Origin of the sequence: Streptomyces sp. NPDC046985 (genome assembly GCF_040644415.1) — a bacterium.
Lineage (GTDB): Bacteria > Actinomycetota > Actinomycetes > Streptomycetales > Streptomycetaceae > Streptomyces.
The window spans coordinates 1-25,398 of record NZ_JBEYWK010000008.1 but is presented as its reverse complement, the minus strand read 5'-3'; the positions used below and the strand labels follow the sequence as shown (position 1 = coordinate 25,398).

The following is a 25,398-nucleotide window of genomic DNA, read 5'->3' as shown; positions in this document are numbered from 1 at the left end:
GATGCGGCCGCACGCCGAGGACGCCTTCGCCGCCGAACTGGCCGCGCTCGCCGCACAGGACGACCGGCCGCGCCCCGTCCGCTGGAAGCTGTCGCCGTGGGCCGTGGCGACCTACCTGCTCGGCGGCACGCTGCCGGACGGCACGGTGATCACCCCCAAGTACGTCGGCCCGCGCCGCATCGTCGAGGTCGCCGTCACCACGCTCGCCACGGATCGCGCCCTGCTCCTGCTCGGCGTGCCCGGCACGGCGAAGACCTGGGTCTCCGAGCACCTGGCCGCGGCGGTCAGCGGCGACTCCACCCTGCTGGTGCAGGGCACAGCGGGCACTCCGGAGGAGGCCATCCGCTACGGATGGAACTACGCCCGGTTGCTGGCACACGGCCCGAGTCGCGACGCCCTCGTGCCGAGCCCCGTCATGCGGGCCATGGCGCGGGGGATGACAGCCCGGGTCGAGGAGCTGACCCGCATCCCGGCCGACGTGCAGGACACGCTGATCACGATCCTCTCGGAGAAGACCCTGCCGATCCCGGAGCTGGGCGACGAGGTGCAGGCGGTCCGCGGCTTCAACCTGATCGCCACGGCCAACGACCGCGACCGCGGGGTCAACGACCTGTCCAGCGCTCTGCGCCGGCGCTTCAACACGGTGGTGCTGCCGCTGCCCGAGACGCCGGAGGCCGAGGTCGACATCGTCTCCCGCCGCGTCGACCAGATAGGCCGCTCCCTCGATCTGCCGGCCGTGCCGGACGGCGTCGACGAGATTCGCCGCGTCGTGACCGTCTTCCGCGAGCTGCGCGACGGCGTCACCGCGGACGGCCGGACCAAGCTGAAGTCGCCCAGCGGCACGCTGTCGACGGCGGAGGCCATCTCGGTCGTCACCAACGGCCTCGCCCTCGCCGCCCACTTCGGCGACGGTGTGCTGCGAGCCGGTGACGTCGCCGCGGGCATCCTCGGCGCGGTGGTCCGCGATCCCACGGCCGACCGCGTCATCTGGCAGGAGTACCTGGAGACGGTGGTCCGCGAGCGCGACGGCTGGAAGGACTTCTACCGAGCCTGCCGAGAGGTGAGCGCGTGAGAGGGGGACGGCGCCGCATGCGGCCGCCGCGACCCCGGCCCCGGACCGGCGTGAGGGCGAACCGAGTTGGACGGGACGGCTAGGCGGACAGCGCGGATGACGCGTGACGGCGCGGACGGCACGCGGAGGAGGGGGCTGGCCTCACGGGCACGGCCCGCAGGAGGCGGCTGGGGCGGACGAGGCCGACAGGCGGACGGGTGCGGCTGGCGGGACGGGCGAGGCAGGAAGGTTCACCGGCGCGGCTGGCGCGGCTGGCGAGACGGATGAGGCGGACAAGGGCACTGACGCGGCTGCCGTGGCGGACGAGGCGAAAAGAGGGCAGGTGCGGCTGGCCGGGACGGACAAAGCCGGGAAGAGGGCAGGCGCGGCTGCCGGGACCGGCGGAGCTGGGTTGGCGAGGAACAGGGCCGTCCGGGCTGCCGACAGGCGGGGCTGGCGGGGCAGGGCGGACGACGACCGAGAGGGGGACGTTGTGACAGGAGTCGAAGGGGCGCGGAGCCGTTCAGCCGGTGCGCAGCCGTTGTTGCTGGGCGTGCGGCACCACGGGCCCGGGTCCGCGCGGGCGGTGCGGGCCGCGCTGGAGGCGGCGCGGCCGAGGGCGGTGCTGATCGAGGGGCCGCCGGAGGCCGACGCGCTGATCCCGCTCGCCGCCGAGGAGGGCATGCGGCCTCCGGTCGCCCTCCTCGCCCACGCCGTGGACGAGCCGGGGTGCTCCGCTTTCTGGCCGCTGGCCGAGTTCTCCCCGGAGTGGGTCGCCGTCCGCTGGGCTCTGGAGCACGACGTTCCGGCCCGCTTCATCGACCTTCCGGCCGCGCACACACTGGCGTTGACGAGGGATGACGGTGCCGACCCGCTCCTGAAGGACCCGGACGGCCTGCGCGGTGACGGTGCTTCGGACAGCCACGGAGGCCGGGAGGATCAGGACAGCCGGGAGCATCAAGACAGCGCGGACCGAGCGGAACGCCGGGACCGTGCCGGAGGCCAGGCGTACGAAGGCGGCCGGGCTCGCGAGGGCGGCCAGGCGTACGAGGGCGGCCGGGGCCGCGAAAGCGACCGGGACGGGGACTGGGACCAGGACCGGGACCGGGACCGGGACCGGGTGGACGGCCCGGATCAGACGGGCGGCCCGGACCGTGAAGGCGGCCTGGACCGCGAAGGGACCCTGGACCGCGCGGGCTCCCGGGACCGTGAGCGGGGCAGGGGTCATGACGGCCGCCGAGGTCCGGATTACGGCGAGGGCTCTGGGGAGGAGCGGCCCGCGGAGATCTCGGCCGCGAGCCGCCGGCAGGAGGGGGACGTGCGTGTCGACCCTCTCGCCGTGCTCGCCGACGTCGCCGGGTACGACGACCCCGAGCGCTGGTGGGAGGACGTGATCGAGCACCGGGGCGCGGGGGAGGGCGACGCGTTCGCCCCGTTCCTCGCGCTGGAGGAGGCCATGGGCGCGCTGCGGGAGGCGTACGGCGACGTGGGGCGCGACCGGGACCTCGTGCGCGAGGCCCACATGCGGCTCCATGTGCGCTCTGCCCTGCGGGAGTTCGGCGGCGACGTGGCCGTGGTGTGCGGGGCGTGGCATGTGCCCGCGCTTCGGCGGAAGACGGCCGTCGCCGCCGACCGCGCGCTGCTGAAGGGGCTCCCCAGGGTCAGGACCGACATGACGTGGGTGCCGTGGACGCACCGCCGGCTGTCCCGGTTCAGCGGCTACGGCGCGGGCATCGACTCCCCGGGCTGGTACGCCCACCTGTTCGCGGCGCCGGACCGGCCTGTCGAGCGGTGGCTGACCAAGGTGGCGGGACTGCTGCGTGCGGAGGACCGGATGGTGTCCTCCGCCCACGTCATCGAGGCGGTGCGGCTGGCGGGGACGCTCGCCGCGATGCGCGGGCGCCCGCTGGCCGGGCTGAGCGAGACGACGGACGCCGTGCGGGCGGTGATGTGCGACGGCTCGGACGTACCCCTCGCGCTGGTGCACGACCGGCTCGTGGTCGGGGACGTCCTGGGGGAGGTCCCGGACGCGGCGCCCGCGGTCCCCTTGCAACGCGACCTCACCCGTCTCCAGCGGCGGCTGCGCCTGAAACCCGAGGCGTCGGAGCGGGAACTGGAGCTGGATCTGCGCAAGGAGACCGACGCCGGGCGGAGCAGACTGCTGCACCGGCTGCGGCTGCTGGGCGTCGGCTGGGGAGAGGCGGCGGCCTCGCGGGGCAGCACGGGCACCTTCCGCGAGACCTGGCGGCTGCGCTGGGAGCCGGAGTTGGCGGTGCGGGTCGCCGAAGCCGGTGTGTGGGGGACCACCGTGCTCGCCGCAGCGACCGCCAAGGCCGAGACAGACGCCGCCGGCGCACAGGCGCTCGCCGACGTGACCGCCCTGGCGGAGCACTGCCTGCTCGCCGGACTCCCCGACGCGCTGCCCGTGGTGATGCGGGTGCTGGCCGACCGGGCGGCGCTCGACGCCGACGTCGGGCACCTGGCCCAGGCGCTGCCGGCCCTGGTCCGCTCCCTGCGCTACGGCGACGTGCGGGGCACGGACACCGGCGCCCTGGCCGGCGTCGCCGCGGGGCTGGCCGAGCGGGTCTTCGTCGGTCTCCCGCCCGCCTGCTCCGCTCTCGACGCGGACGCCGCCGAGCAGATGAGGGGCCACGTCGACGCGGTGCACGCGGCCGTCGGTCTGCTAGGCGACACCCTCACGGCCGGCCACGGCGACCTGCGGGCCCGCTGGCACACGGTGCTGGGGAAGCTGTCGGGACGGGACGCCGTGCCGGGCGTCCTGTGCGGACGCGCGGTGCGCCTCTTGCTCGACGACGGCGCGATGGAGCAAGAGCGGGCGGCCCGGCTCATGGGGCTCGCGCTCTCCCCGGGCACGGCGCCGCCCGACGCGGCGGCCTGGATCGAGGGCTTCGTCGGCGGCGGGGGCGGGATGCTGCTCGTGCACGACGAGCGGCTGCTCGGCCTGGTCGACGCCTGGCTGACCGCGGTGCCTCCAGAGGCGTTCACCGACGTGCTGCCGCTGCTGCGCCGCACTTTCTCGGCGTACGAGTCCGGCGTGCGCAGAGCACTGGGCGAGCTGGTCCGGCGCGGACCGGCGCGCGGCGACGCGACCACCGGCGCCGCAGCGTCCGCCGTTCCCGGTTTCGCCGCGCACATCGACCTCGAACGGGCGGACGCCGTGATGCCGGTGCTGCGGACCTTGCTGGGGTGGGGCGAGGAGACGACGGCGGACGGCGGATCATCCCCGGGGCGACTGCCCGTGGACAGCGGTGGAGTCGCGACCACGACCGCGGCGGGACGCGGATGATGCGGACGACAACCCGAGGCGGCTGACGCGGCCGGACTGCTTGGGGCGGCTGACGGGGCCGGATTGCCGCGGGGGGTGGCTGATGCGGCCGAACGAGCTGGGGCGGAAGACGCGCGACGCAGGCGAACCGTGCAGGCGCACCGCCCGAGGTGGCTCAGGCGGCCGAGGCGCACGACGCAGTTCACGGACAGACGGATACGGAGAGGGAGGAGCACGAGGTGGACGCAGTGGACCCGGCGCAGGAGCGGCTGCGCCGCTGGCGGCTCGTGCTCGGCGGCGACGCGGCCGACGGCACCGGACAGGCGCTGTACGGGAAGGACGCGGCGATGGACGGTGCGCTGGCCGCGCTCTACGGGAAGGGGGACAGACCGCGCACGGATCGCGGGGGACGGGACCGTTCGGCGGGGCTGGGGGCGTCCGCGCCCTCGGTGGCGCGCTGGCTGGGCGACATACGGAGGTACTTCCCCTCCTCCGTGGTCCAGGTCATGCAGCGGGACGCCATCGACCGGCTCGGGCTGTCCGCGCTGCTGCTGGAGCCGGAGATGCTGGAGGCGGTCGAGGCGGACGTGCATCTCGTCGGCACGCTGCTCTCGCTCACCAAGGCGATGCCGGAGACGACGAAGGAGACGGCACGCGCCGTCGTGCGCAAGGTCGTCGAGGATCTGGAGCGGCGGCTCGCCACCCGTACCCGGGCCACGCTCACCGGCGCGCTCGACCGCAGCGCGCGCGTCAGCAGACCGCGTCACCGCGACATCGACTGGAACCGCACGATCGGGGCCAATCTCAAGCACTACCTGCCCGAGTACCGGACGGTCGTGCCGGAGCGGCTCATCGGGTACGGACGCGCGTCGCAGTCCGTGAAGAAGGAGGTGATCCTCTGTATCGACCAGTCCGGTTCGATGGCGGCGTCCGTGGTGTACGCGTCGGTGTTCGGCGCCGTGCTGGCGTCGATGCGGTCGATCAGCACGCGGCTGGTCGTGTTCGACACGGCGGTCGTCGACCTCACCGACCAGCTCGACGATCCGGTCGACGTGCTCTTCGGCACCCAGCTCGGCGGCGGCACCGACATCAACCGGGCGCTGGCGTACTGCCAGGCGCGGATCACCCGGCCCGCGGAGACGGTGGTCGTGCTGATCAGCGATCTGTACGAGGGCGGCATACGGGAGGGGATGCTCAAGCGGGTCGCGGCGATGAAGGCGTCAGGGGTGCAGTTCGTGACGCTGCTCGCGCTCTCCGACGAGGGGGCGCCCGCCTACGACCGGGAGCACGCGGCCGCGCTGGCGGCGCTCGGCGCACCGGCGTTCGCCTGCACACCCGATCTCTTCCCGGAGGTGATGGCGGCGGCGATCGAGAAGCGCCCGTTGCCGATACCGGAGACGGCCTGACGAACCGGGCGGGCACGGGGCGCCCTCCCTGGCTTGACCGGCTGCGCGACGACGTGCTGCCGACGGAATCGCCGCGGCACAGAGGACACGGCTGCCCAACGGTGGTGTTCAGCTTGTGTGTTCGTCGGAATTTCGTGCGAGGATCGATGTCTCGTTCGGCGGTGCGTCGCCCCGCTCGGGAAGGAACCGTCCTCTGTGCCCTCGTCAGCAGCCCGTCCCGCCGCCGTCCTGCGTGTGATGCGCTCGGCGGCAGGACGGTGTGTACTGCGACTGGGCCTGCTGGCGGGGACGCTGTTCCTGCTCGGGTTCCTCTCCGGGCAGCAGGCGCACGCGGCGGAACGGCAGCCCGTGGCGCCGGGCGGCGCTTCGGCATGGAGCGAGTCGGCGGCGGCCACGAGCGGGAGGGCGACCGACCACCCCGTGGTCCGGCCGGTGACGGCCCCCCGCGCTCGGCCGGTGACCGATTCCGGCGTCCGGCCGGTGACCACCCCTGGCGTCCGGCCGGCAACCGATCTCATCGTTCGGCCGGTGATTGCCCCTAGCGTCCGGCCGCTTACCGGCATCGGTTTTCATGCGGCCGTCGAGTCCGCCGCGCGGCCGGTGGGCGGCGTACATGGCGTGCGGCCGGGGGTTGCCTCCGCCGTTCCTGCCGTGGTCAACGAGGCTGGCGAGTCGATCGGTGGCCTTGAGGACGTCGCGGCGGACGGCCTGAGCGGCGTCGTCGCGAAGGTGACGTCGGCGGTGTCGCTGCCCGGTCCGTCGGGGCAGTCCGCGCCGTCCTTCCCGCCGGTGCTCGGACGGGGCGACCCGCCTTCCGGTTCCGCCCAACCGTCGCACTCCGCTCGCCGCCCTTCGCCTTCTTCCGGTTCGACCGCCCTGCCGGGCGTCTCCGGACGGCCGGAGGGGCTGCCGGCCGCGATGAAGGCGCCCAGGGCGTCGTCGCGGCCGCTGCCTGGCCGGACGGACGCAGTGTCAGCGGGTGCGAAGGCGACTGACGGGGCGTTCCGTTCGGTGGAAGCTCTTGCGGGGGCATGCGCCGTCGAGGCACGACCGTGCGGCGTAGGCATCGCACTTCGCGGCGCCGGGGACGTCCCTCGCGCTCCGCGCGGCGGGCGCTCGGTCCGACCGCTCGGTCCCGTCCGGCAGGCGCCCACCGGTGACCCGGGCGGGACCGTGGGCAGCCAGTCCGCGTCGGATGCGGCCGCCTCACCCCACCGGGATCTGCACGCCGTCGCCTCGGCCGCCCGGACGTCGTCGCCGCTGGTGCGTGGCGCCGCCGTAGGCGCCGACCCGGCAGGGGCGCGGGACGCGGGCCGGGACGTGCCGTTCTTCCCCGGCTAGCCAGGGGCCGCCCCACCTCGGCCGAGGAACCACCCCGCCTCGGTCGACGAAGGGCGCTCCGCCGTGGTCGACGAAGCCCGCCGCGCCTCGGCCAACGGGACACGTGGCCCCGGCCGACGGAACCCGCTCCGACCCGACTCGGCCGGGACGGCTGGCGCGGCTGTACGCGGGGCCTCTTCGCAAGCGCGGCGGGCGCTTCCACCGACTCCGCGTGGTTCGGCGGGCGGGGACGGCCGAAAGCCGTCGGTCCGTCCCGCACCCGTTCAGAACCCCGTGGAAGGGCACGCTGGTCCCCATTGGGGTGGGGACCGTACGCCCTGGGCCCTTCGGGGCTGCTCCAGGGGCCTCACCGAGCCGACCCCAGCTCGGTGAGGCCCTACGCCTCCGTCCCGCCGCGCCGCCGCCCGCGCGCCTGCTGTGTCGACGCCCGTCACCCACCGCGCGGCACCCCCGCCGACCCATACGGCACCGCCCGGTGCCCGCGGCACGCCGCGTGATGCCCGCGCGCCCACCGCGTAGCGCCCCCCGCGGCACCCACGCCGACGCCCGCGCACCCGCCGCGCACCCGCCGCGCGGCACCCATGCGGCGCCCCCGCGGCGCCCCACGCGGCACCCGCGCGGGGCGCCCCGCCGCGCCCCGCGCGGCGCTCGCGCGCTCACGCCGCGGCACCCCGTGCCGCGGCGTGCGGCATCGTGTGACAGGTATCACCGCTCGCGGGTGACCTCCGATTTAGGGCCCTTCGGCAAGCGGCGATAACCTGCGAGATGGACATGCCGCGCCTCGGACACCGTGTGCGCCCCCCTTGTGACACAGCGGACGTCACGTTGCCCTGCGCGGCACGCCCACGCATCCAACGAACCGCAAGATCACTGATAGGGACGGAAGCGCGTGGACCTGTTCGAGTACCAGGCGAGGGACCTCTTCGCCAAGCACGGTGTACCGGTGCTGGCCGGTGAAGTCATCGACACGCCTGAGGCGGCGCGCGAGATCACCGAGCGGCTGGGCGGCAAGTCGGTCGTCAAGGCGCAGGTGAAGGTCGGTGGTCGCGGCAAGGCCGGCGGCGTCAAGCTCGCCGCCACTCCGGACGAGGCCGTCGCGCGTTCGACGGACATCCTCGGCATGGACATCAAGGGCCACACGGTCCACAAGGTCATGATCGCCGAGACCGCTCCGGAGATCGTCGAGGAGTACTACGTCTCCTTCCTCCTCGACCGCGCCAACCGCACCTTCCTCTCCATCGCCTCCGTCGAGGGCGGCATGGAGATCGAGGAGGTCGCGGCCACCCGCCCCGACGCCGTCGCGCAGACCCCGATCGACGCCATCGACGGCGTGACCCCGGAGAAGGCCCGCGAGATCGTCGCGGCCGCGAAGTTCCCGGCCGAGGTCGCCGACCAGGTGGCCGACGTCCTGGTCACGCTGTGGGACACCTTCATCAAGGAGGACGCCCTCCTGGTCGAGGTCAACCCGCTGGCCAAGGTCGCCTCCGGTCAGGTCATCGCCCTGGACGGCAAGGTCTCCCTGGACGACAACGCGGAGTTCCGCCACCCGGACTTCGCGGAGCTGCACGACAAGGCGGCCGCCAACCCGCTCGAGGCGGCGGCCAAGGAGAAGAACCTCAACTACGTCAAGCTCGACGGCGAGGTCGGCATCATCGGCAACGGCGCGGGTCTGGTCATGTCGACCCTCGACGTCGTCGCCTACGCCGGTGAGAAGCACGGCGGCGTCAAGCCCGCCAACTTCCTGGACATCGGCGGCGGCGCCTCCGCCCAGGTCATGGCCAACGGCCTGGAGATCATCCTGGGCGACCCGGACGTCCGCTCCGTGTTCGTCAACGTCTTCGGCGGCATCACCGCCTGCGACGAGGTCGCCAACGGCATCGTCCAGGCGCTGAAGCTCCTGGAAGACCGCGGCGAGGAAGTCACCAAGCCGCTCGTCGTCCGCCTCGACGGCAACAACGCCGAGCTGGGCCGCAAGATCCTCACCGACGCCGCCCACCCGCTGGTACAGCGCGTCGACACCATGGACGGCGCGGCCGACAAGGCCGCTGAGCTGGCCCACGCCGCCAAGTAAGCACTCAGGACGAGGACACAACACACCATGGCTATCTGGCTCAACAAGGACAGCAAGGTCATCGTCCAGGGCATGACGGGCGCCACCGGCATGAAGCACACCAAGCTCATGCTGGCCGACGGCACCAACGTCGTGGGCGGCGTGAACCCGCGCAAGGCGGGTCAGACCGTGGACTTCGACGGGACCGAGGTACCCGTCTTCGGCACCGTCAAGGACGCCATCGAGAAGACCGGCGCCGACGTCTCCGTCATCTTCGTGCCGGAGAAGTTCACCAAGGACGCGGTGATCGAGGCCATCGACGCCGAGATCGAGCTGGCCGTCGTGATCACCGAGGGCATCGCCGTGCACGACTCGGCCGCCTTCTGGGCCTACGTCGGCAAGAAGGGCGGCAAGACCCGCATCATCGGCCCGAACTGCCCCGGCATCATCACCCCGGGCCAGTCGAACGTCGGCATCATCCCGGGCGACATCACCAAGCCGGGCCGCATCGGCCTGGTCTCGAAGTCGGGCACGCTGACCTACCAGATGATGTACGAGCTGCGGGACATCGGCTTCTCCACGGCCGTCGGCATCGGCGGCGACCCGATCATCGGCACCACGCACATCGACGCCCTCGCCGCGTTCCAGGCCGACCCCGAGACCGACCTGATCGTGATGATCGGCGAGATCGGCGGCGACGCCGAGGAGCGGGCCGCGGCCTTCATCAAGGAGAACGTGACCAAGCCGGTCGTCGGCTACGTCGCGGGCTTCACCGCGCCCGAGGGCAAGACCATGGGCCACGCCGGCGCCATCGTCTCCGGTTCCTCCGGTACCGCGCAGGCCAAGAAGGAGGCCCTGGAGGCCGCGGGCGTCAAGGTCGGCAAGACCCCGACCGAGACGGCCAAGCTCGCCCGCGAGATCCTCGCCGGCTGAGGCACGCCACGCGCCACGACGGGCCCGCCCCCTTCCTGCCGGGAAGGGGGCGGGCCCGTTTGCGTCGGAGGGGGGCGCGTTCGTTCGCGTGCGGTGGAGGCGGCCCCGTGTGCGTGTTCGGAAGGTGCGGCCCCGTGGGTGCCCGGAGGGGCGGCCCCGTTCGCACGCGGAAGGTGCCGTCCCTTGTGCGTCCGGAGGGGCGCGCCCCCGTTCGCATGCGGAAAAGGCGGCCCCGCGTGCGTCCGAAAGAGGCGGCCCCGTCTGCATCCGGAAGAAGCGGCCCCATGTGCGTCCGGAAGAGGCGCCCCCGTTCGCGTACGGACGAAGCGGCGCTGTTCGCGTCCGGAAGAAGCGGCTCCGTGTACGTACGGACGAGGCGCCGCCGTTCGCGTCGGCGTGCGGCTATTCGGCCTCCGGGGACAGCCGTTCCGGACCGGCGGCCGTCATCCGGCGCAGCTCGGCGCGCAGCTTCTGCTCCTGCTGCGAGAGCGGGCCGAGCAGGCCGGTCGCGGGCGGGCCGCCGATCGCGTGACCGGGGGAGACCGGCGCCAGGTAGTGCGTGGGGGCCGTGTGCAGCGTGAGCGCCGTGGCGGCGATGATCGCGGCCGTGAACGCGACGGTGGAACGGGTCCAGAAGCGGGTGCTGCGTTCCCCGGCGGTCCGCAGGGCGGTCGCCGTGGCGGTCGCTCCGGAGAGGGCCCGGAGGTCCGCCCCCGCGGCCTCCGCCGTCCCCTCCGCCGCCGCGGCGGCCGTCATCCTCGCCCGCGCCTCCGCCGCGGCGGCGAACTGCCCCGCCGAGCCCAGCCGGACCAGCCGCCGGTGCAGTTCCGCCGGATCCCGCAGGTCCGGCAGGCGCACGGCGACGGCCTCGCGGGCGTGCATCAGGCGGTTCGCCGCCGCCGGGGTGCTCGCCTCCGTCTCCGCCGCGGTCTCCGGCAGGTCGAGGCCGACGCCGTCGTAGAGCACCAGCGTGCGGAGGTAGGACGGCGGGAGCGCGAGCAGCGCCTCCTGGAGCGCGCGGAGGGCGGGGTCCGTAGGCCGGTCGAGGGGGCGGCGCGGACGGAACCGGCGCCAGGGGGACAGCGCGCACTCGTACGTCGCCGCCCGCACCCAGCCCGCCGGGTCGCGGTCGTGGGCGACTTCCGGCCAGCGCAGCCAGGCCAGCCGGAACGCCTGCTCCACGGCCTCGTGCGCCCGTTCCTGACGGCCCGTGAGCAGGTACGCCTGCCGTACGAGGGCGGGGGCGCAGAAGGCGTGCAGGGCGTCGAAGCACTGAGCGGGCGTCAGGGGCTCGCGGTCGTGCGCGGGGGTTTCGGCCGCGACGCCGACGCCGTGCGCGGTCACCCGGCGGGGCTGAGTGCGCGTCAGGGCGGCTGTGGCGCCGACCCGTCCGCCCGCCGCCGGTGCGGGCAGCGGGTTCGCATGACGATCCGTCACAGTGCGTCCCTCCGTGTGGTTAGGCACATAAACGTATATTGAGCGACACTTCGGCGGTTCGCCTCTTGCGCCGGGAACGGGTGTGACGTTGAGAGCATGGCGGACGTGATCCAGACGACCCGACAACGCCCGCCGCTGCCGCAGCTCCGCACCCGTGTGAGGGACCGCTCGCCCGGTCTCGGCGCCGGCTGCCTCGGCGGGATGGTCGCGGCGGGACTCGGGCTCGGCTCGTTCGCCGTGCTCGTCGTCGTGCTGTGGATCAGCTCGCCGTACCCCGACAGCGGGCCGAGCGGCGCGCTGCACGTCGCCGCCGCCCTCTGGCTGCTCTCGCACGGCGCTGAACTCGTCCGGACCGACACGCTCTCCGGCGTCCCGGCGCCGGTCGGCGTGATCCCGCTGGCGCTGCTCGCGGCGCCCGCGGCGCTGATCCACCGGGCGGCGCGCGACGCCACCGACGCAGGCGACGCCGGCCCGCTCGCCCCGGCCCGCCTGTCCTGGGCCGGCATCGTCCTCGGCTACCTGACGGTCGCCGGCGGCGCCGCTGCCTACGCGGCGGACGGCGTGCTGCGCCCGTCCTGGCTGTGGACGGCCCTGTGGCTGCCGACGACGACGGCGACGGCGGCGGCCAGCGGGGTGTGGGCGGCGTACGGCTGTCCGCGCGGCCCGCTGGAGAAGCTGACGGGTCCGCTGCCGTCCGGCGTGCGGCGCCTGCTCCTGGCCCCTGGGCCGCGGGCGCGCCTCGGCGCGTCGTCGCGGGCGGCGGCCGCGGGGGCGGCGGTGTTCGCCGGGGGCGGCGCGTTGGTGCTCGGCGCGTCCCTGGTCGCGCACTCCGCGTCGGTCCAGGAGGCGTTCCCGCGGCTGACGGAGGGCTGGTCGGGGCGGTTCGCGGTCCTGCTGCTGTGCCTGGCGCTGTTGCCGAACGCGGTGGTGTGGGCGGCGGCCTACGCCCTCGGGCCGGGCTTCGTGCTCGGCGCCGGGCACGTCGTGGGCCCGCTGTCCTCGGCGCCGTCGCCGCAGCTCCCGGACCTGCCGCTGCTGGCCGCGGTGCCCGACGCGGGCCCCGGCGGCGCGCTGCACTGGGCGGCCGCCGCGGTGCCTGCGGCGGCCGGTCTGACGATCGGCTGGTTCGTCGGGACGGCGGCGGTACGGGAGGTCCGGGACGCCGGTGGGGCCGGAGGCGGAGCGGGCGGCAGAACAGGCGCCGGGCCGGGAGCCGGGCCGAAGCGGGCGTGGTCGTGGCGGCGGACCTCCGCCGGGGCGGGCCTGGGCTGCCTGCTGTGCGCGCTGGTGCTCGGGGCGGTCGCGCAGGGGGCGGGAGGCCCGCTCGGCAACGACGCGCTCAGCCGGTTCGGACCGGTGGGCTGGCAGGTCACGGCGGCCGCGCTGCTGGGGACGGCGACCACCGCCGTGCCGACCGCGCTGCTCGTCCGGGCCTGGCGCTACTGGGGGCGCCGCGCGCTATCGGCGGAGGCGATCCGGCAGGTCGTCGCGAAGTTCCGCGCGGGTCGCGCGCAGGCGGCGGAGCTGCCCGCCCCCGGCGTACGCCCCGCTGAGCGGTACGACTCCGCGCTGGAGTCCTACGACATGCTTCCCCTCGAAGCGCTCCCGCTGGACCCGCGGACACCCGGGTCCGCCCCGCCCGGCCCCGACGCGCCCGGCCCCGACGAGGACGCCGCCCAGCGGGCCACGGCCGGAGTCCCGGCGGCGCCCGAACAGCACCCGTACGCCGCCGCTGCGGACGAAGCCGAGAACGCCGAGGGCGCCTCGGATTACGGAGACCGCACCTTCGGTGCCTCACCCGACGCTGAGCGGTCACCCGGAGACAGGCGATCACGTAGCGACGCCGAGCCGCCCCCCGGCGACGGCGAGCGGCCTCGCGGGGACGCAGAGCGGTCACCTAGAACGGAGCGCGCACCCGAGGGCGACCGCCCCCCGAGCCCCCGCCCCGAGCCCGCGCAGCCAGCAACCGCCCCGCCCCGCCCCACACGACCACCGGCCGCCGAGCCGCCGCAACCGCCGCCTACGGGGGTGCCCCCGGCGCTGTGAGCACGTGGCGAGCGTGTCGCTCGGGGCCTTCTGGGCCCGCCCGGCCGCCGGCGGCCATCCTCGTGCGGCCGGGCGCGGGGGGCCCCGAGGCCCGGCCGCTCCCGGCCACCCTCGTGCAGCCGCGAGCGGCTGAGGTCGCGCAGCCCGCCGACGACCAAGGGACCCCGGGTCCCGTGAGCGCGTGGTGAGCGTGCTGCTTGGGCATCTGCTCTCACTTGGGCTCCCGGCCATCCCTGTGCGGCCGCGAGCGGCCGGGGTCGCGTGGCCCGCTGAGGGTCGAGAGGGCCCGGGTCCTGTGAACGCGTGGTGAGCGTGCTGCTCGGGCGTCTGGTCCCGCCTGGGCGCCCGGCCACCCTCGTGCGGCCGCGAGCGGCCGGGGTCCCGTGGCCCGCTTATGGCCGAGGGGGCCCGGGTCCCGTGAACGCGTGGTGAGCGTGCCGCTCGGGCATCTGCTCCCGCCTGGGCGCCCGGCCATTCCCGCGCGGCCGCGCGCGGCCGAGGCTTCGCGGCTGGCCGGCTGCCGAGGTTCCGTCCGGCTCTCTCAGCGTGTGCGAGTGAGCCACGGGTGCGATGAGCGCCACTGAGCCGCGCGCGTGCAGCCGTCGAGCGCCGAGGTCCCGTACCCGAAGCGGCCCCCGCGCCCCGGCGTGCGCACCCGACGCGTTCCGCCCCACCCCCCGGCCGGGCGCTCAACGCGCCCGTGCCTCTCAGCCGCCGTCCACGCCCAGGATGCCCCGGAGGTGCTGGGGCAGGTGGCTGTCGCAGGAGTGCTTGGCCTGGTTGGTGAGTGCGTCGTTCACGCACGTGTAGTAGTCGCGGTAGACGAGTTGCGCGGCGAAGCCCGAGGCGACCAGGGCGAGGGCGAGGCACGCGGTGACCAGGCCGCTGATCGCCGCCGTCGACTGCGGGCGGCCCTCCGGGGCCGGACCCGGACGCGCGGCGCCCTCGGGCTCGCGCGGCTTCGCGCGCAGCGCGCTGACGCCCCAGTACAGGGCCGGCGCGCCGAGCAGCAGGGCCACGTACGGCCAGCCGAACAGGGCGAAGAAGAAGGCCCACATACCGCTCAGCAGCGCGTAGCGCGCGCGGCGCTGGGCCGGGTCCGTCGGGTCCCAGCGCAGGCCCGGACCCCGGCCGCCGCCCGGTTGCTCCGCGCCGGGCTCGGGGCGCCGGGGCCGCTCGCCGAAGCCGCCGGAGGCGCGGCCGGGCTGGCGGTCGCTCCACTGGCTGCCCCAGGGCGGGCGTCCGCCGCCCTCGCCCGCGTCCTGCCCGTCCCCGGCGCCCTGCCCGTCGCCGGAGGAGTCCTGACCGGACGGGCGCCGCGGCTGCCAGGGCCGGTCGGGCGTGCCCTCGGCGGGCGGGGCGAAGGGGTTGCCGTCCGACGGCCGCTCCTCCCGCCCGGAGCCCGCGCCCCGGACGCCCTTGCCGTCGCCGCTTGTGTCCTGGCGGCCTGTGCCCTGCACGCCCCCGCCGTCGCCGCCCGTGCCCCGGACGCCCGTGCCCTGGCCCCCCGAGCCGTCGCCGCCCGTGCCTTGCACGCCCGTGCCCTGGGCACCCGTGCCGTCGCCGCCCGTGCCCCGGACGCCCGTGCCCTGGCCCCCCGAGCCGTCGCCGCCCGTGCCCTGGGCACCCGTGCCGTCGCCGTCCGTGCCCCGGACGCCCCTGCCGTCGCTGCCTGTTCCCTGGACGCCCGAGCCGTCGCCACCTGTGCCCTGGTCGCCCGTGCCCTCGCCGCCCGGCCCGCCCGTCCCCTCGCCGCCTGCGCCCCCGGCGCCCCTGCCCTCGCCGTCCGTGCCCCGGACGCCCGTCCCCTCGCCGCCCCTTCCCCGGCCCCCGGTTCCGTCGCCGCCCGACGGCGCGTTCGGCGGGGAGGCGGGGCGCTCCCGCAGCAGCACGGCGCCGCGCTTCCCTCCCCGCGCCGCATGCGGAGGAAGGGTGAGGAGTCGCGGGCTGCGGTCCGGCATCAAGTGAGCGTCTTCCCTCGGTGAGTCACGACTGATCTGAACGGTCCGTCTCCGGTTCAACGCGCGGTGCGCGCCGTGCGTTCCCCGCCTGACCTGCGGACGGCCTCCCGGCAGAGGGCCCCCAGCGGGCCCGCGGGCGAACGCAAAGCACGCGGCGCGGCTCGTGCGCGTCCCCCTGCGAGCACCGTCCGGGCCCCCTGTGAGCGCCGTCCGAGCCCGGTGCGAGCGCCGTCCGGGCCCGGTGCGAGCGCCGTCCGGGCCTGGTGCGAGCGCCGTCCGGGCCTGGTGCGAGCGCCGTCCGGGCCCCGTGCAAGCGCCGTCCGGGCCCGGCGCGGGCCCGGTGCGAGTCCGTGCGGGTCCTTCCAGACGCTACCTTCCGGCCGCGCACCCGTCCCCCGGGGGCCGCTCGCCGTGCCGGTATCGTTGCCAGCGGTCGGCCGCTTCGTAGGCTTCCCCGTATGCGGGGGCCCGAAGCATTCGTACGACCGTACAAAACAGCTTCCCCGAGAAAGGGCCCCGCCGTGGCCGCTGAGCCCGTGGCCAAGCGCCTCGTCGTGCTGGTCTCCGGATCCGGCACCAACCTCCAGGCGCTGCTCGACGCCATCGCAGAAGCCGGCGCCGACGCCTACGGCGCCCGGATCGTCGCCGTAGGCGCCGACCGCGACGGCGTCGAGGGGCTGGCGCGCGCCGAGCGCGCCGGGATCCCGACGTTCGTGCGGAAGGTCGGGGACTACGGCACGCGCGCGGAGTGGGACACGGCGCTCGCCGAGGCCGTCGCCGCCCACGAGCCGGACCTCGTCGTCTCCGCCGGGTTCATGAAGATCGTGGGCAAGGAGTTCCTCGCACGGTTCGGCGGCCGGTTCGTCAACACGCACCCCGCTCTGCTGCCCAGCTTCCCCGGTGCCCACGGCGTGCGGGACGCCCTGGCGTACGGCGCCAAGGTCACCGGCTGCACCGTCCACTTCGTCGACGACGGCGTCGACACCGGGCCGGTCATCGCCCAGAGCGCGGTGGAGATCCGGGACGAGGACGACGAGAGCGCGCTGCACGAGCGCATCAAGGAAGTCGAGCGAAGGCTGCTCGTCGAGGTCGTGGGGCGGCTCGCCCGCAACGGCCATCGCATCGAGGGACGGAAGGTAGTTATCCAGTGACCGCCGAGAGCAACCAGCGGCCCATCCGGCGCGCGCTCGTCAGCGTCTACGACAAGACCGGGCTGGAGGAGCTGGCCCGCGGCCTGCACGAGGCCGGGGTCGAACTCGTCTCCACCGGCTCCACCGCCGCGCGGATCGCCGCGGCCGGCGTGCCCGTCACCGCGGTCGAGGAGCTGACCGGCTTCCCCGAGTGCCTGGACGGCCGGGTCAAGACCCTGCACCCGAAGGTCCACGCGGGCATCCTCGCGGACCTGCGCCTGGAGGACCACCGGCGTCAGCTCGACGAGCTGGGCGTGGCGCCGTTCGACCTCGTCGTGGTCAACCTGTACCCGTTCCGCGAAACCGTCGCCTCCGGCGCGTCGCCCGACGAGTGCGTCGAGCAGATCGACATCGGCGGCCCGTCCATGGTCCGCGCCGCCGCCAAGAACCACCCCTCGGTCGCGGTCGTCACCAGCCCGGACCGGTACGCGGACGTCCTCGCCGCGGTCTCCTCCGGCGGCTTCGACCTGGACGCCCGCAAGCGGCTGGCGGCGGAGGCGTTCCAGCACACGGCCGCCTACGACATGGCGGTGGCGGGATGGTTCGCCTCCTCCTACGCCCCCGTGGACGACTCGGGGTTCCCCGAGTTCCTCGGCGCCGCCTGGGAGCGCGCGCACACCCTGCGCTACGGCGAGAACCCGCACCAGCCCGCCGCGCTGTACGTCGAGCCCGGCGGCGCGGGCCTCGCGCAGGCCGAGCAGCTCCACGGCAAGGAGATGTCGTACAACAACTACACGGACACGGACGCCGCCCGCCGTGCCGCGTACGACCACGACGAGCCGTGCGTGGCGATCATCAAGCACGCCAACCCGTGCGGCATCGCGGTCGGCGCGGACGTCGCCGAGGCGCACCGCAAGGCGCACGCCTGCGACCCGCTGTCCGCGTTCGGCGGGGTGATCGCCGTGAACCGGCCGGTCAGCAAGGAGATGGCCGAGCAGGTCGCCGAGATCTTCACCGAGGTCATCGTGGCGCCCGACTACGAGGACGGCGCCCTGGAAGCCCTCGCCAAGAAGAAGAACGTCCGGGTGCTGCGGGCGGCCGGCGCCCCGGCGGCCCCGGTCGAGGTGAAGGCGATCGACGGCGGCGCGCTGCTCCAGGCCGCCGACCGGCTCCAGGACGACGGCGACGACCCGGCCGACTGGACCCTGGCCAGCGGCGAGGCCCTGTCCGCCGACGAGCTGGCCGAGCTGGCGTTCGCCTGGCGGGCCTGCCGGGCGGTGAAGTCCAACGCGATCCTGCTCGCCAAGGACGGCGCCTCGGTCGGCGTCGGCATGGGCCAGGTCAACCGCGTCGACTCCTGCAAGCTGGCCGTCGAGCGGGCCGGCGAGGAGCGGGCCCGGGGCGCCTTCGCGGCCTCGGACGCGTTCTTCCCGTTCCCCGACGGCCCGCAGATCCTCATCGACGCCGGCGTCCGGGCGATCGTCCAGCCGGGCGGCTCGATCCGCGACGAGCAGGTCGTGGAGGCCGCGCGGAAGGCGGGCGTGACGATGTACTTCACCGGCACGCGGCACTTCTTCCACTGACCGCTCGCCCCCGCCGCGCCCGTCCGCCCGCGCGGTCACTCGACCGCCGGGCGGGGGCCGGTGAGGGGCACCTCGCACCACACGGTCTTGCCGCGCGCGTCCCGCGTCACGCCCCAGCGCAGCGCGACGGACCCGATGAGGAGCAGTCCGCGACCGGACTCCTCCTCTGCGTCCGCACGGCGCGCCGCGAGCCGCGAGTCCGGCTCGCGGTCGCTCACCGCGACCCGGACCCGGTCGTCGCCTGTGCCGTCTACGCGCACGGACACGGGCGTGCCCTCGCCGACGTGCCGGATCACGTTGGCCAGCAACTCGCTGACGCAGAGCTGCACGTCGGGACACGGCACGCCGAGATGCGCGCGCACGGCCCGCCGCACCTCCGGCACGGCCTTGGGCAGCGCGGCCAACTCCATTTCCAGCGGCGTCCGTACCGTCGTCACTGCGCCGCCCCCTTCCGCAGCGCCGCGGCCAAGGCCCGCGCCGTGTCCAGGTTGCAGTTGCCCAGCGCGACGAGGGGCGGGGCGTACGAGCCCACGGCCGAGGGCAGTTCGAGCCCCAGCGAGGGAAGCGTGATGCCGTGCGCGGTGAGCGCGGCGCGGAGTGCCTCCACGTGGGCCTCAGCGTCCTGGAGGTGTGATTGCGGCACGGGCGTACGCCTTTCTGTGTGCGATGCGTGACGAAGCACTCACACCGTGGCGCGGAGCGGCGTACCGTGGAAGCGGTTTGGGTTGCGCACGGTAACTGGTAAACGGCGGTGATGAGTTGTGCCCGCACGCAAGGACCCCGACGCGTCGACGAGCGTCCCCTGCTTCTACGGCGCGGAACTCCGCTTCAAGCGGGAGGCGGCGGGCCTGACGCTGGAGCAGTTGGCCGAGGGCAGCTTCCGGGGGATCTCGTTCCTGAGCCAGATCGAGCGAGGGGAGCGGCGGATGCCCCTGGATCTCGCCCGCCACGCGGACGAGCGGCTGGGGACGGACGGGTTTTTCCAGCGGCGGTGTGAAGACGCGGCGCGGGCGCGGCAAGCGGGTATCGCCGAGTATTTTGCGGACGCTGCTGACATGGAGCAGCACGCGCGGACGATCGAGGACTGGGCCCCCATGCTGGTCCCAGGGCTCCTACAGACCAAGGCGTACGCGATGGCGCTCACACAGGCGGCGATGCCGCGAGCCACGTCTGACGAGATCGAGGTGACGGTCGAGGCGCGACTCGATCGGGCCAGGCTGTTCAGCGCTGAGGAGTCTCCGAAGCTCTGGGCAATCGTCGACGAGTCAGTGATCCGGCGTCGGGTCCTGCCTTCCGCGGACATGGCCGAGTTGCTGGAGCACATCGTCGAAACGATCAGAAGTACGCGCTCCATTTTGCAGATCGTCCCAGAAGCCGCGCCTGCGCATCCGTTCATGATGGGCACGACGCGGATCATGACGTTCGTCGACGCGCCTCCAGTGGTTTACATGGAAGGCCTGCACAGTGGCCAGCTCATCGACTATCCGGCGCTCGTTCTGCGGTACCGCGAGTCGTACGATCTGCTGAGGGCCGCCGCGCTGGCACCGGAGGCGTCCCTGGCCATGATCGAGGCAGCGGCGGAGGACAACCGGCATGAAGCCCATGAGCAACGTCAACCCCAGTTCCGTGCGGTGGCGCAAGAGTAGTTACAGCAACGGAACGGGCGGTGAATGCGTCGAGGTTGCTTCCGGATTGGACTCTGTTGTCCCCGTCCGCGACTCCAAGTCACCCCTAGGTTCTCTTCTTCTCTTCCCCGCCCGTGCCTGGGCGCCCTTCGTTGACGCACTGAAGGAGTAGCGAGATGCCGAACAGCCCCGAGCACGAAATGCGTTCCTTCATCTGGCACAAGAGCAGCTACAGCAACGCCACCGGAGGCGACTGCGTCGAAGTCGCCCGCGACTTTCACTCGGTGGTCCCCGTTCGCGACTCCAAGTCGCCCCGGGGGCCCGTCCTCCTCTTCCCCGCTCGCGCCTGGGCGCCCTTCCTCGCCGGGGTCAAGGACCAGTAGCCGTACGACAGTGGCCTCCGGCCCTCCGGGGAGGAGGGGCCGGAGGCCACTGTCGTGACGTGAGTCCTCAGTACCGCGGGCGGTTGAACCAGGTGGAGGCGGCGCTGTTCACCATGGAGGCGAGGATGATGCCGGCTATGGCGAGCGAGAGCAGGCCGCCGAACGTGGCGCCGCCGCCGGAGCCCCGCACGGTGTTGACCAGACCGCCGAGGATCATCAGCGACGCGTAGACGATCGTGGTGATCCGGATGCCGCTGCCGCCGTTCTTGAACTTCACGCCCAGGAAGATCGACAGCGCGCCCAGCGCGAGCAGCAGCGCCACGACGAGGAAGCCGACGCCCGCGAGCGCGCCGGTGCTGTCGCCCGAGCCGACGCCGTTGGAGACGTCCTGCGCCGCGCCGATGGCCACGCCGGCGATGAGGCCGAACAGGAGCTGGAGACCGGCCAGGATGAACAGCAGAACGCGCGCCGTCTTCATCAGGCCCGGCATCTCCATCGGGACGCCGTAGCCGGGCTGCTGGAACGGCGGGGCGGCGGGATAGCCGTAACCGGGCTGGCCCTGCGGGGCGGACGGGTAGCCGTAGCCGGGCTGGCCCTGCGGAGGGGGCGGCGGATAGCCGGGCTGCTGCCCCTGCGGCGGACCGTAGGGGTTGTTCGGGTCGCCGAAGCTCATGGCGGTGTTTCCTCCGTTGTCCAATTGCGGGGACGCGGGACACCGCACGGAGGAGAGTTCCACAGAAGTGCGGCCCGTCCCCCCGATGAGCTGCCCGCGGCACTGTGCCCTCATGGTTCTTGACCGAATGCTTACTTGTCCAGTGGGATCGCGCATCTGTTGTCCAGGTGCAACATCGCTGATCATGCGGCGGCCGGGGCGCCGCGGGCGTCCGGCGACCCGGATTGGAACCGGGGCCGGGTCATCCGCGAGGATGGGTGTATGACCGCCCAGATTCTCGACGGCAAGGCCACCGCAGCCGCGATCAAGTCCGATCTGACCGCCCGCGTCGCGGCGCTGAGGGAGAAGGGCGTCACGCCCGGCCTCGGCACGATCCTGGTCGGTGACGACCCCGGCAGCCGGAAGTACGTCGCCGGCAAGCACCGCGACTGCGCCGAGGTCGGCATCGCCTCCATCCAGCGGGAGCTGCCCGCTTCAGCCACCCAGGAGGAGATCGAGGCGGTCGTCCGCGAGCTGAACGACGACCCGGAGTGCACCGGTTACATCGTCCAACTGCCGCTGCCCCGGGGCATCGACGAGAACCGCGTCCTCGAACTGATGGATCCGCACAAGGACGCCGACGGCCTGCACCCGACGAACCTCGGCCGTCTCGTCCTCAACGAGCCGGCCCCGCTGCCCTGCACCCCCAACGGCGTGCTGACGCTGCTGCGCCGCCACGGCGTGGAGATCAAGGGCGCAGAGGTCGTGGTCGTCGGCCGCGGCGTGACCATCGGCCGCTCGATGCCGCTGCTGCTCACCCGGCGCAGCGAGAACGCCACGGTCACCCAGTGCCACACCGGCACCCGCGACCTGTCCGCGCATCTGAAGCGGGCCGACATCATCGTCGCCGCGGCCGGGTCCCCGCACCTGATCCGCGCCGAGGACGTCAAGCCCGGCGCGGCCGTCCTCGACGTCGGCGTCTCGCGCAACGCCGAGGGCAGGATCGTGGGCGACGTCCACCCGGACGTCGCGCAGGTGGCGGGCTGGATCTCCCCGAACCCGGGCGGCGTCGGCCCGATGACCCGGGCGGAGCTGCTGGTCAACGTGGTCGAGGCGGCGGAGCGCAGTGTCGGCTGAGGCGGACGGAGCGCGCGAGCCGGCGGCGCGGGCGCCGGGCGGCGACGCGCCGCGGCGACCGGAGACGGACGACGCTTCGGCGCGCCGGGCGCGGGAGGCTGGGGTGCGGGACGCGGGGGCGTCGGCTGAGGGTGTGCCGGACGCGGGGGCGCTGGCTGAGGGTGCGCCGCAAGCCGGGGTGCCGCAAGCCGGGGTGCCGCAAGCCGGGGTGCCGCAAGGAGGGGCGCGGGAAGCTGGGGCCTCGGTTGAGCGGGCGCCGGACGCTGGGGCGCTGTCCAAGGGGGCGCCACGAACCGGGGTGCGAGAAGCTGGGGCGCCGGACGCCGGGGCGGTGGCTGAGGGCGTGCCGGAAACCGGGGCGCTTGCTCGGGAAGCGCCGAAAGCCGGGGCACGAGAGGTCGGGGCGCCGGACGCCGGGGCGGTGGCTGAGGGGACGGCGGAAACCGGGGCGCTGGCCCAGGAGGCGCCGAAGGCCGGGGCGCGAGGGGCCGGGGCGCCGGACGCCGGGGCGGTGGCTGAGGGGACGCCGGGAACCCCCGCGCCCACGGACGGAGCGCCCCAGGGCGGAGCCGCGGAGGCAGGCGTGTCGCCGGACAGGAACGGAGCGCCCCGCGACCGAGCGCCGCAGGGCGACGCGCCGCAGGACGACGCGCCGGAGGGCGAGATCGAGGTGCGCGATCCGGTCAGCGCGCCGGACGCCGACGGCCGCCCGCGCCGGGCCACGCGCCGCTTCCCGCTGTTCACGAGGGACACGGCACGTCCCGAAGGCGGCGGCCGAGCCGCGTCCAGCGACGCCCCCGCCCCCGCCCGCCAGTGGCCGCTGCTCGCCGTACTGGGCACGGTCGGACTCGGCCTGCTGGTGACCGCGCTCGACGCGTTCCGGGTGGGGCTGCTGCTGATCGGCGTCGCCCTGCTGGGCGGCGCCGCGTTGCGCTGGCTGCTGCCCCGGGTCGGCATGCTGGCCGTCCGCTCCCGCTTCACGGACATCGTCACCTACGGGATCCTCGGCACGGTCATCGTCCTGCTCGCGCTGATGGCCCAGCCCAAGCCGTGGCTGGAGATCCCGTTCCTGGACGACGCGCTGCACTTCACCGTCCGCAATAGCTGACGTCGTTCCTACGCCCGCGCCGATACCGTGACGTCGGCCCGCCCTCTCCCCCGATCAAGGGCGGGCCGCCGCCGGGACCCACCTTCCTGCACGGAGAACCGCCGGTTCAACGGCTTTCCGCGCGCTGTAGCGCGGAGGTGACCGTTCCGCCACGCAGTCAGCGCACTGCCGTCCGGCGCGAGGACGCACCGGTGTCAACCAGGGGACGTATGCGAGGAGATGAGTCCCCGCGCCGACTCAGACGGGCGGATCTCCGGCGTCCTGCGCGGAGATGGCCTGATCCTGGTGTTGTCGTCGCCGCGGGGCGCCGCCCTCGGCGGGACCGAAGGGCAGGCGGCTGGGACGTCGTCGTCCGGCGCCCGGCTAGCGTGGACGTTCGGCGTGGACGTCGTGCGGCGCGTGGCGCGTGTGCTTCCGCCAGCCGGGAAACGGCCGCAGGGAGGGGTCGACTCCCGCGCCGGCGAGATGCGGCGGGAGACGGCCGCGGTACCGCCCGCGGCAGCCGGGGAAGAGACCGGGGGACGGTCGGAGAAGGGGGAAGCGGCGATGCCTCGTTGGAAGGCCCTGCCCGATGAACTCGACCCGCAGATCAGGGAGTTCGTCGAACGGCTGCGGAGCCTCGTCGAGCGCGGCGGGCTGAGCGCCGCCGCGCTCGCCGACCGTACGGGCTACAGCCGCGCCTCGTGGGATCGCTACCTCGACGGACGGCTCCTGGCGCCCAGGGGCGCGGCCGTCGCCCTCGCCGAGGTCACCGGGGCCCCTCCGGGGCACCTCACCGTCCTGTGGGAGCTGGCCGAGCGGGCCTGGCGCCGAGCGGAACCGCGCTACGACCGGAGGAGCGAGGACGCACTCGCCGCCGGGTCCCGCACCGCGCTGGGCGAGTCCGGCGCTTCCGCGCGGCCCGACCACGCCAGGACGACCGCACCCGCCGACCCCGCCGCCCCGCCGCCCGAAGGCGCCACGCGACCACTCCGCCCGGCCCCGGCCCCGCCGCCCCAAGGCACCGTGCGATCACTCCGCCCGGCCCCGGCCCCGCCGCCCCAAGGCGCCACGCAAGCGCCTCGTCCGGCCGCCGTGCAACCGTCCCGCCCGGCCCCCGCGAAGCCGCCCCGCTCGGCCACCGCGCAACAGCCTGGCTCGGTCACCGTCCCGCCGCCTGAAAGCGCCGCGCAACCGCCCGAGACTGCGGCGTCCGCGCCCGCGCCCGTGCCTCGCCCGGTCACCGGCGCTGGGGCGGCGCGCCGCCGGGCGGTCATGTTCTTCGCGGGTCTTGTCGCGGCGCTGCTGCTGATCGGGGCCGTCTTCCTGCTCACCGGGGGCGACACGGGCGGCGGGGGCGGCACGGCACGGGGGCCGGCGGCGTCGCCGTCCCCGACCGCCGCCACCGGCGCCTCACTGCCGCCCGGCGTCGAGTGCGTGGGCGGCGGCTGCACCGGCAAGGACGCCGAAGCCACCGGATGCAGCGGCGAGTTGGCGAGCACGGCTCGCAGCGTCATCGTCGGCGGGACGCTCGTCGAGGTCCGCTACAGCAAGACCTGCGGCGCCGCCTGGGGCCGTATCACCAGGGCCGCGCCAGGCGACCGGGTGCGGCTGACGGCCGGCGCCCGCGTGGAGACCGACACGGTGGGGCGGGCGGGCGACAACCTCGCGTACACGCCGATGGTGGCCGTGCCGGACGCTCGACGGGCGCGGGCGTGCGTGACCCTGGCGTCCGGGCGAACGGGGTGCACGCCGTAGAGGTGCCGCGCCTGGAACGGACGGCTACGGCGGCTGGGCAGACGGCAGCGGTGCTGGTGCGGATCGCTACGGCGGTCGCGCGGACGGCAGGGGTGTTGGTGCGGATCGCTGCGGCGGTCGCGCGGACGGCAGGGGTGTTGGTGCGGATCGCTGCGGCGGTCGGGCGGACGGCAGGGGTGTTGGTGCGGATCGCTACGGCGGTCGGGCGGACGGCAGCGGTGTTCGTGCGGACGGCTACGGCTACGGCTGCCGTGCCGCAGAGGGTCGCAGCGGTCGTGCCGACGCCGTCAGCCGCACCGCGGACGGTCACGGCGGTCGCGAAGACGGCAACGGCCGTCACGCCGAAGGCACCTGCGACACCACACACGGCAACGGCGGCCGCGCCCACGGCAACCGCGGCACCGCACATGACAACGGCGGTCGTCCGTCCGGGGCGTCTCATCAGGGCCGCTACCCTCCAGGTTCAGCGGGACGTCGCCGAAGGCGCGGCCCTCCAGGCGGACGTAGGCCCACTTGCGGTCGTCGAGCCAGG

At 74.6% G+C, this 25,398-nt stretch carries 20 protein-coding genes and 1 pseudogene; 16 read left to right on the top strand and 5 right to left on the bottom strand.

The features are described from left to right. Position 1 precedes the first annotated feature (1 nt). The 6 genes from ABZ861_RS12300 (at position 2) to sucD (ending at position 10,067) form a co-directional block, all read left to right on the top strand. Complete coding sequence (locus tag ABZ861_RS12300; RefSeq protein WP_361628625.1) at positions 2 to 1,072, top strand: AAA family ATPase; 1,071 nt, start codon at positions 2 to 4, stop codon at positions 1,070 to 1,072. A gap of 472 nt (positions 1,073 to 1,544) precedes the next feature. Then, a complete protein-coding gene (locus ABZ861_RS12295) occupies positions 1,545 to 4,358 on the top strand; it encodes a DUF5682 family protein (protein WP_361627953.1) in 2,814 nt (937 codons plus the stop codon). A gap of 227 nt (positions 4,359 to 4,585) precedes the next feature. Continuing rightward, complete coding sequence (locus ABZ861_RS12290; RefSeq protein WP_361628622.1) at positions 4,586 to 5,743, top strand: VWA domain-containing protein; 1,158 nt, start codon at positions 4,586 to 4,588, stop codon at positions 5,741 to 5,743. Positions 5,744 to 6,916: 1,173 nt separating this feature from the next. Further along, a complete protein-coding gene (locus ABZ861_RS12285; RefSeq protein WP_361627950.1) occupies positions 6,917 to 7,084 on the top strand; it encodes a hypothetical protein in 168 nt (55 codons plus the stop codon). Positions 7,085 to 7,973: 889 nt separating this feature from the next. Continuing rightward, complete coding sequence (gene sucC / locus ABZ861_RS12280) at positions 7,974 to 9,155, top strand: ADP-forming succinate--CoA ligase subunit beta (RefSeq protein ID WP_361627947.1); 1,182 nt, start codon at positions 7,974 to 7,976, stop codon at positions 9,153 to 9,155. A gap of 27 nt (positions 9,156 to 9,182) precedes the next feature. Continuing rightward, on the top strand, positions 9,183 to 10,067 hold the full coding sequence (sucD, locus tag ABZ861_RS12275) for a succinate--CoA ligase subunit alpha (RefSeq protein WP_361627944.1): 885 nt from the start codon (positions 9,183 to 9,185) through the stop codon (positions 10,065 to 10,067). A gap of 402 nt (positions 10,068 to 10,469) precedes the next feature. Here the strand turns inward: sucD and ABZ861_RS12270 are convergent, their stop codons facing one another. Continuing rightward, positions 10,470 to 11,543 (bottom strand): hypothetical protein, encoded by a 1,074-nt coding sequence (locus ABZ861_RS12270; protein WP_361628619.1) that lies wholly within the window; start codon positions 11,541 to 11,543, stop codon positions 10,470 to 10,472. A 57-nt stretch (positions 11,544 to 11,600) separates the two neighbouring features. Here ABZ861_RS12270 and ABZ861_RS12265 point away from each other — a divergent pair, with 57 nt between their 5' ends. Next, on the top strand, positions 11,601 to 13,550 hold the full coding sequence (locus tag ABZ861_RS12265) for a DUF6350 family protein (protein ID WP_361627941.1): 1,950 nt from the start codon (positions 11,601 to 11,603) through the stop codon (positions 13,548 to 13,550). 707 nt (positions 13,551 to 14,257) lie between these two features. Here ABZ861_RS12265 and ABZ861_RS12260 read toward each other — a convergent pair. Beyond that, entirely contained in the window at positions 14,258 to 15,085 is an 828-nt protein-coding gene (locus ABZ861_RS12260) for a hypothetical protein (protein WP_361628616.1), read from the bottom strand. A gap of 947 nt (positions 15,086 to 16,032) precedes the next feature. Between ABZ861_RS12260 and purN the strand changes: the two genes are divergently transcribed. After that, positions 16,033 to 16,662, top strand: coding sequence for a phosphoribosylglycinamide formyltransferase (gene purN, locus ABZ861_RS12255; protein WP_361627938.1), 630 nt, complete (start codon positions 16,033 to 16,035; stop codon positions 16,660 to 16,662). Beyond that, positions 16,659 to 18,224 (top strand): bifunctional phosphoribosylaminoimidazolecarboxamide formyltransferase/IMP cyclohydrolase, encoded by a 1,566-nt coding sequence (gene purH, locus ABZ861_RS12250; protein WP_361627935.1) that lies wholly within the window; start codon positions 16,659 to 16,661, stop codon positions 18,222 to 18,224. Before purN ends, purH begins: the two co-directional genes overlap by 4 nt. A 35-nt stretch (positions 18,225 to 18,259) precedes the next feature. Here purH and ABZ861_RS12245 read toward each other — a convergent pair whose 3' ends face one another. Beyond that, positions 18,260 to 18,661, bottom strand: a complete 402-nt coding sequence (locus ABZ861_RS12245) for an ATP-binding protein (RefSeq protein WP_361627932.1) — start codon at positions 18,659 to 18,661, stop codon at positions 18,260 to 18,262. After that, positions 18,658 to 18,867, bottom strand: a complete 210-nt coding sequence (locus tag ABZ861_RS12240) for a hypothetical protein (RefSeq protein WP_361627929.1) — start codon at positions 18,865 to 18,867, stop codon at positions 18,658 to 18,660. Before ABZ861_RS12240 ends, ABZ861_RS12245 begins: the two co-directional genes overlap by 4 nt. 118 nt (positions 18,868 to 18,985) lie before the next feature. On the opposite strand from ABZ861_RS12240, the gene ABZ861_RS12235 reads away from it, so the two are divergent. The 3 genes from ABZ861_RS12235 to ABZ861_RS12225 are packed head-to-tail and all read left to right on the top strand — an operon-like array spanning position 18,986 to position 20,232. After that, positions 18,986 to 19,870: a helix-turn-helix transcriptional regulator gene (locus ABZ861_RS12235; RefSeq protein WP_361627926.1), complete on the top strand. Its 885-nt coding sequence runs from the start codon at positions 18,986 to 18,988 to the stop codon at positions 19,868 to 19,870. After that, complete coding sequence (locus tag ABZ861_RS12230) at positions 19,818 to 20,021, top strand: DUF397 domain-containing protein (RefSeq protein WP_361627923.1); 204 nt, start codon at positions 19,818 to 19,820, stop codon at positions 20,019 to 20,021. Before ABZ861_RS12235 ends, ABZ861_RS12230 begins: the two co-directional genes overlap by 53 nt. A 4-nt stretch (positions 20,022 to 20,025) precedes the next feature. After that, a complete protein-coding gene (locus ABZ861_RS12225; RefSeq protein WP_361627920.1) occupies positions 20,026 to 20,232 on the top strand; it encodes a DUF397 domain-containing protein in 207 nt (68 codons plus the stop codon). 67 nt (positions 20,233 to 20,299) lie between these two features. Here the strand turns inward: ABZ861_RS12225 and ABZ861_RS12220 are convergent, their stop codons facing one another. Continuing rightward, entirely contained in the window at positions 20,300 to 20,905 is a 606-nt protein-coding gene (locus ABZ861_RS12220; protein ID WP_361627917.1) for a hypothetical protein, read from the bottom strand. A gap of 261 nt (positions 20,906 to 21,166) precedes the next feature. Here ABZ861_RS12220 and ABZ861_RS12215 point away from each other — a divergent pair, with 261 nt between their 5' ends. From ABZ861_RS12215 to ABZ861_RS12200, 4 genes and pseudogenes are all read left to right on the top strand, one after another. After that, positions 21,167 to 22,021, top strand: coding sequence for a bifunctional methylenetetrahydrofolate dehydrogenase/methenyltetrahydrofolate cyclohydrolase (locus tag ABZ861_RS12215; RefSeq protein ID WP_361627914.1), 855 nt, complete (start codon positions 21,167 to 21,169; stop codon positions 22,019 to 22,021). 583 nt (positions 22,022 to 22,604) lie between these two features. After that, the gene (locus tag ABZ861_RS12210; RefSeq protein ID WP_361627912.1) at positions 22,605 to 23,129 is read left to right on the top strand and encodes a DUF3017 domain-containing protein; all 525 of its coding nucleotides are present in this window, start codon (positions 22,605 to 22,607) and stop codon (positions 23,127 to 23,129) included. A 546-nt stretch (positions 23,130 to 23,675) separates the two neighbouring features. Next, positions 23,676 to 24,866 (top strand): DUF2690 domain-containing protein, encoded by a 1,191-nt coding sequence (locus tag ABZ861_RS12205; protein WP_361627909.1) that lies wholly within the window; start codon positions 23,676 to 23,678, stop codon positions 24,864 to 24,866. Between the two features lie 50 nt (positions 24,867 to 24,916). Beyond that, a pseudogene (locus tag ABZ861_RS12200) lies at positions 24,917 to 25,398 on the top strand (hypothetical protein); the annotation flags it as partial.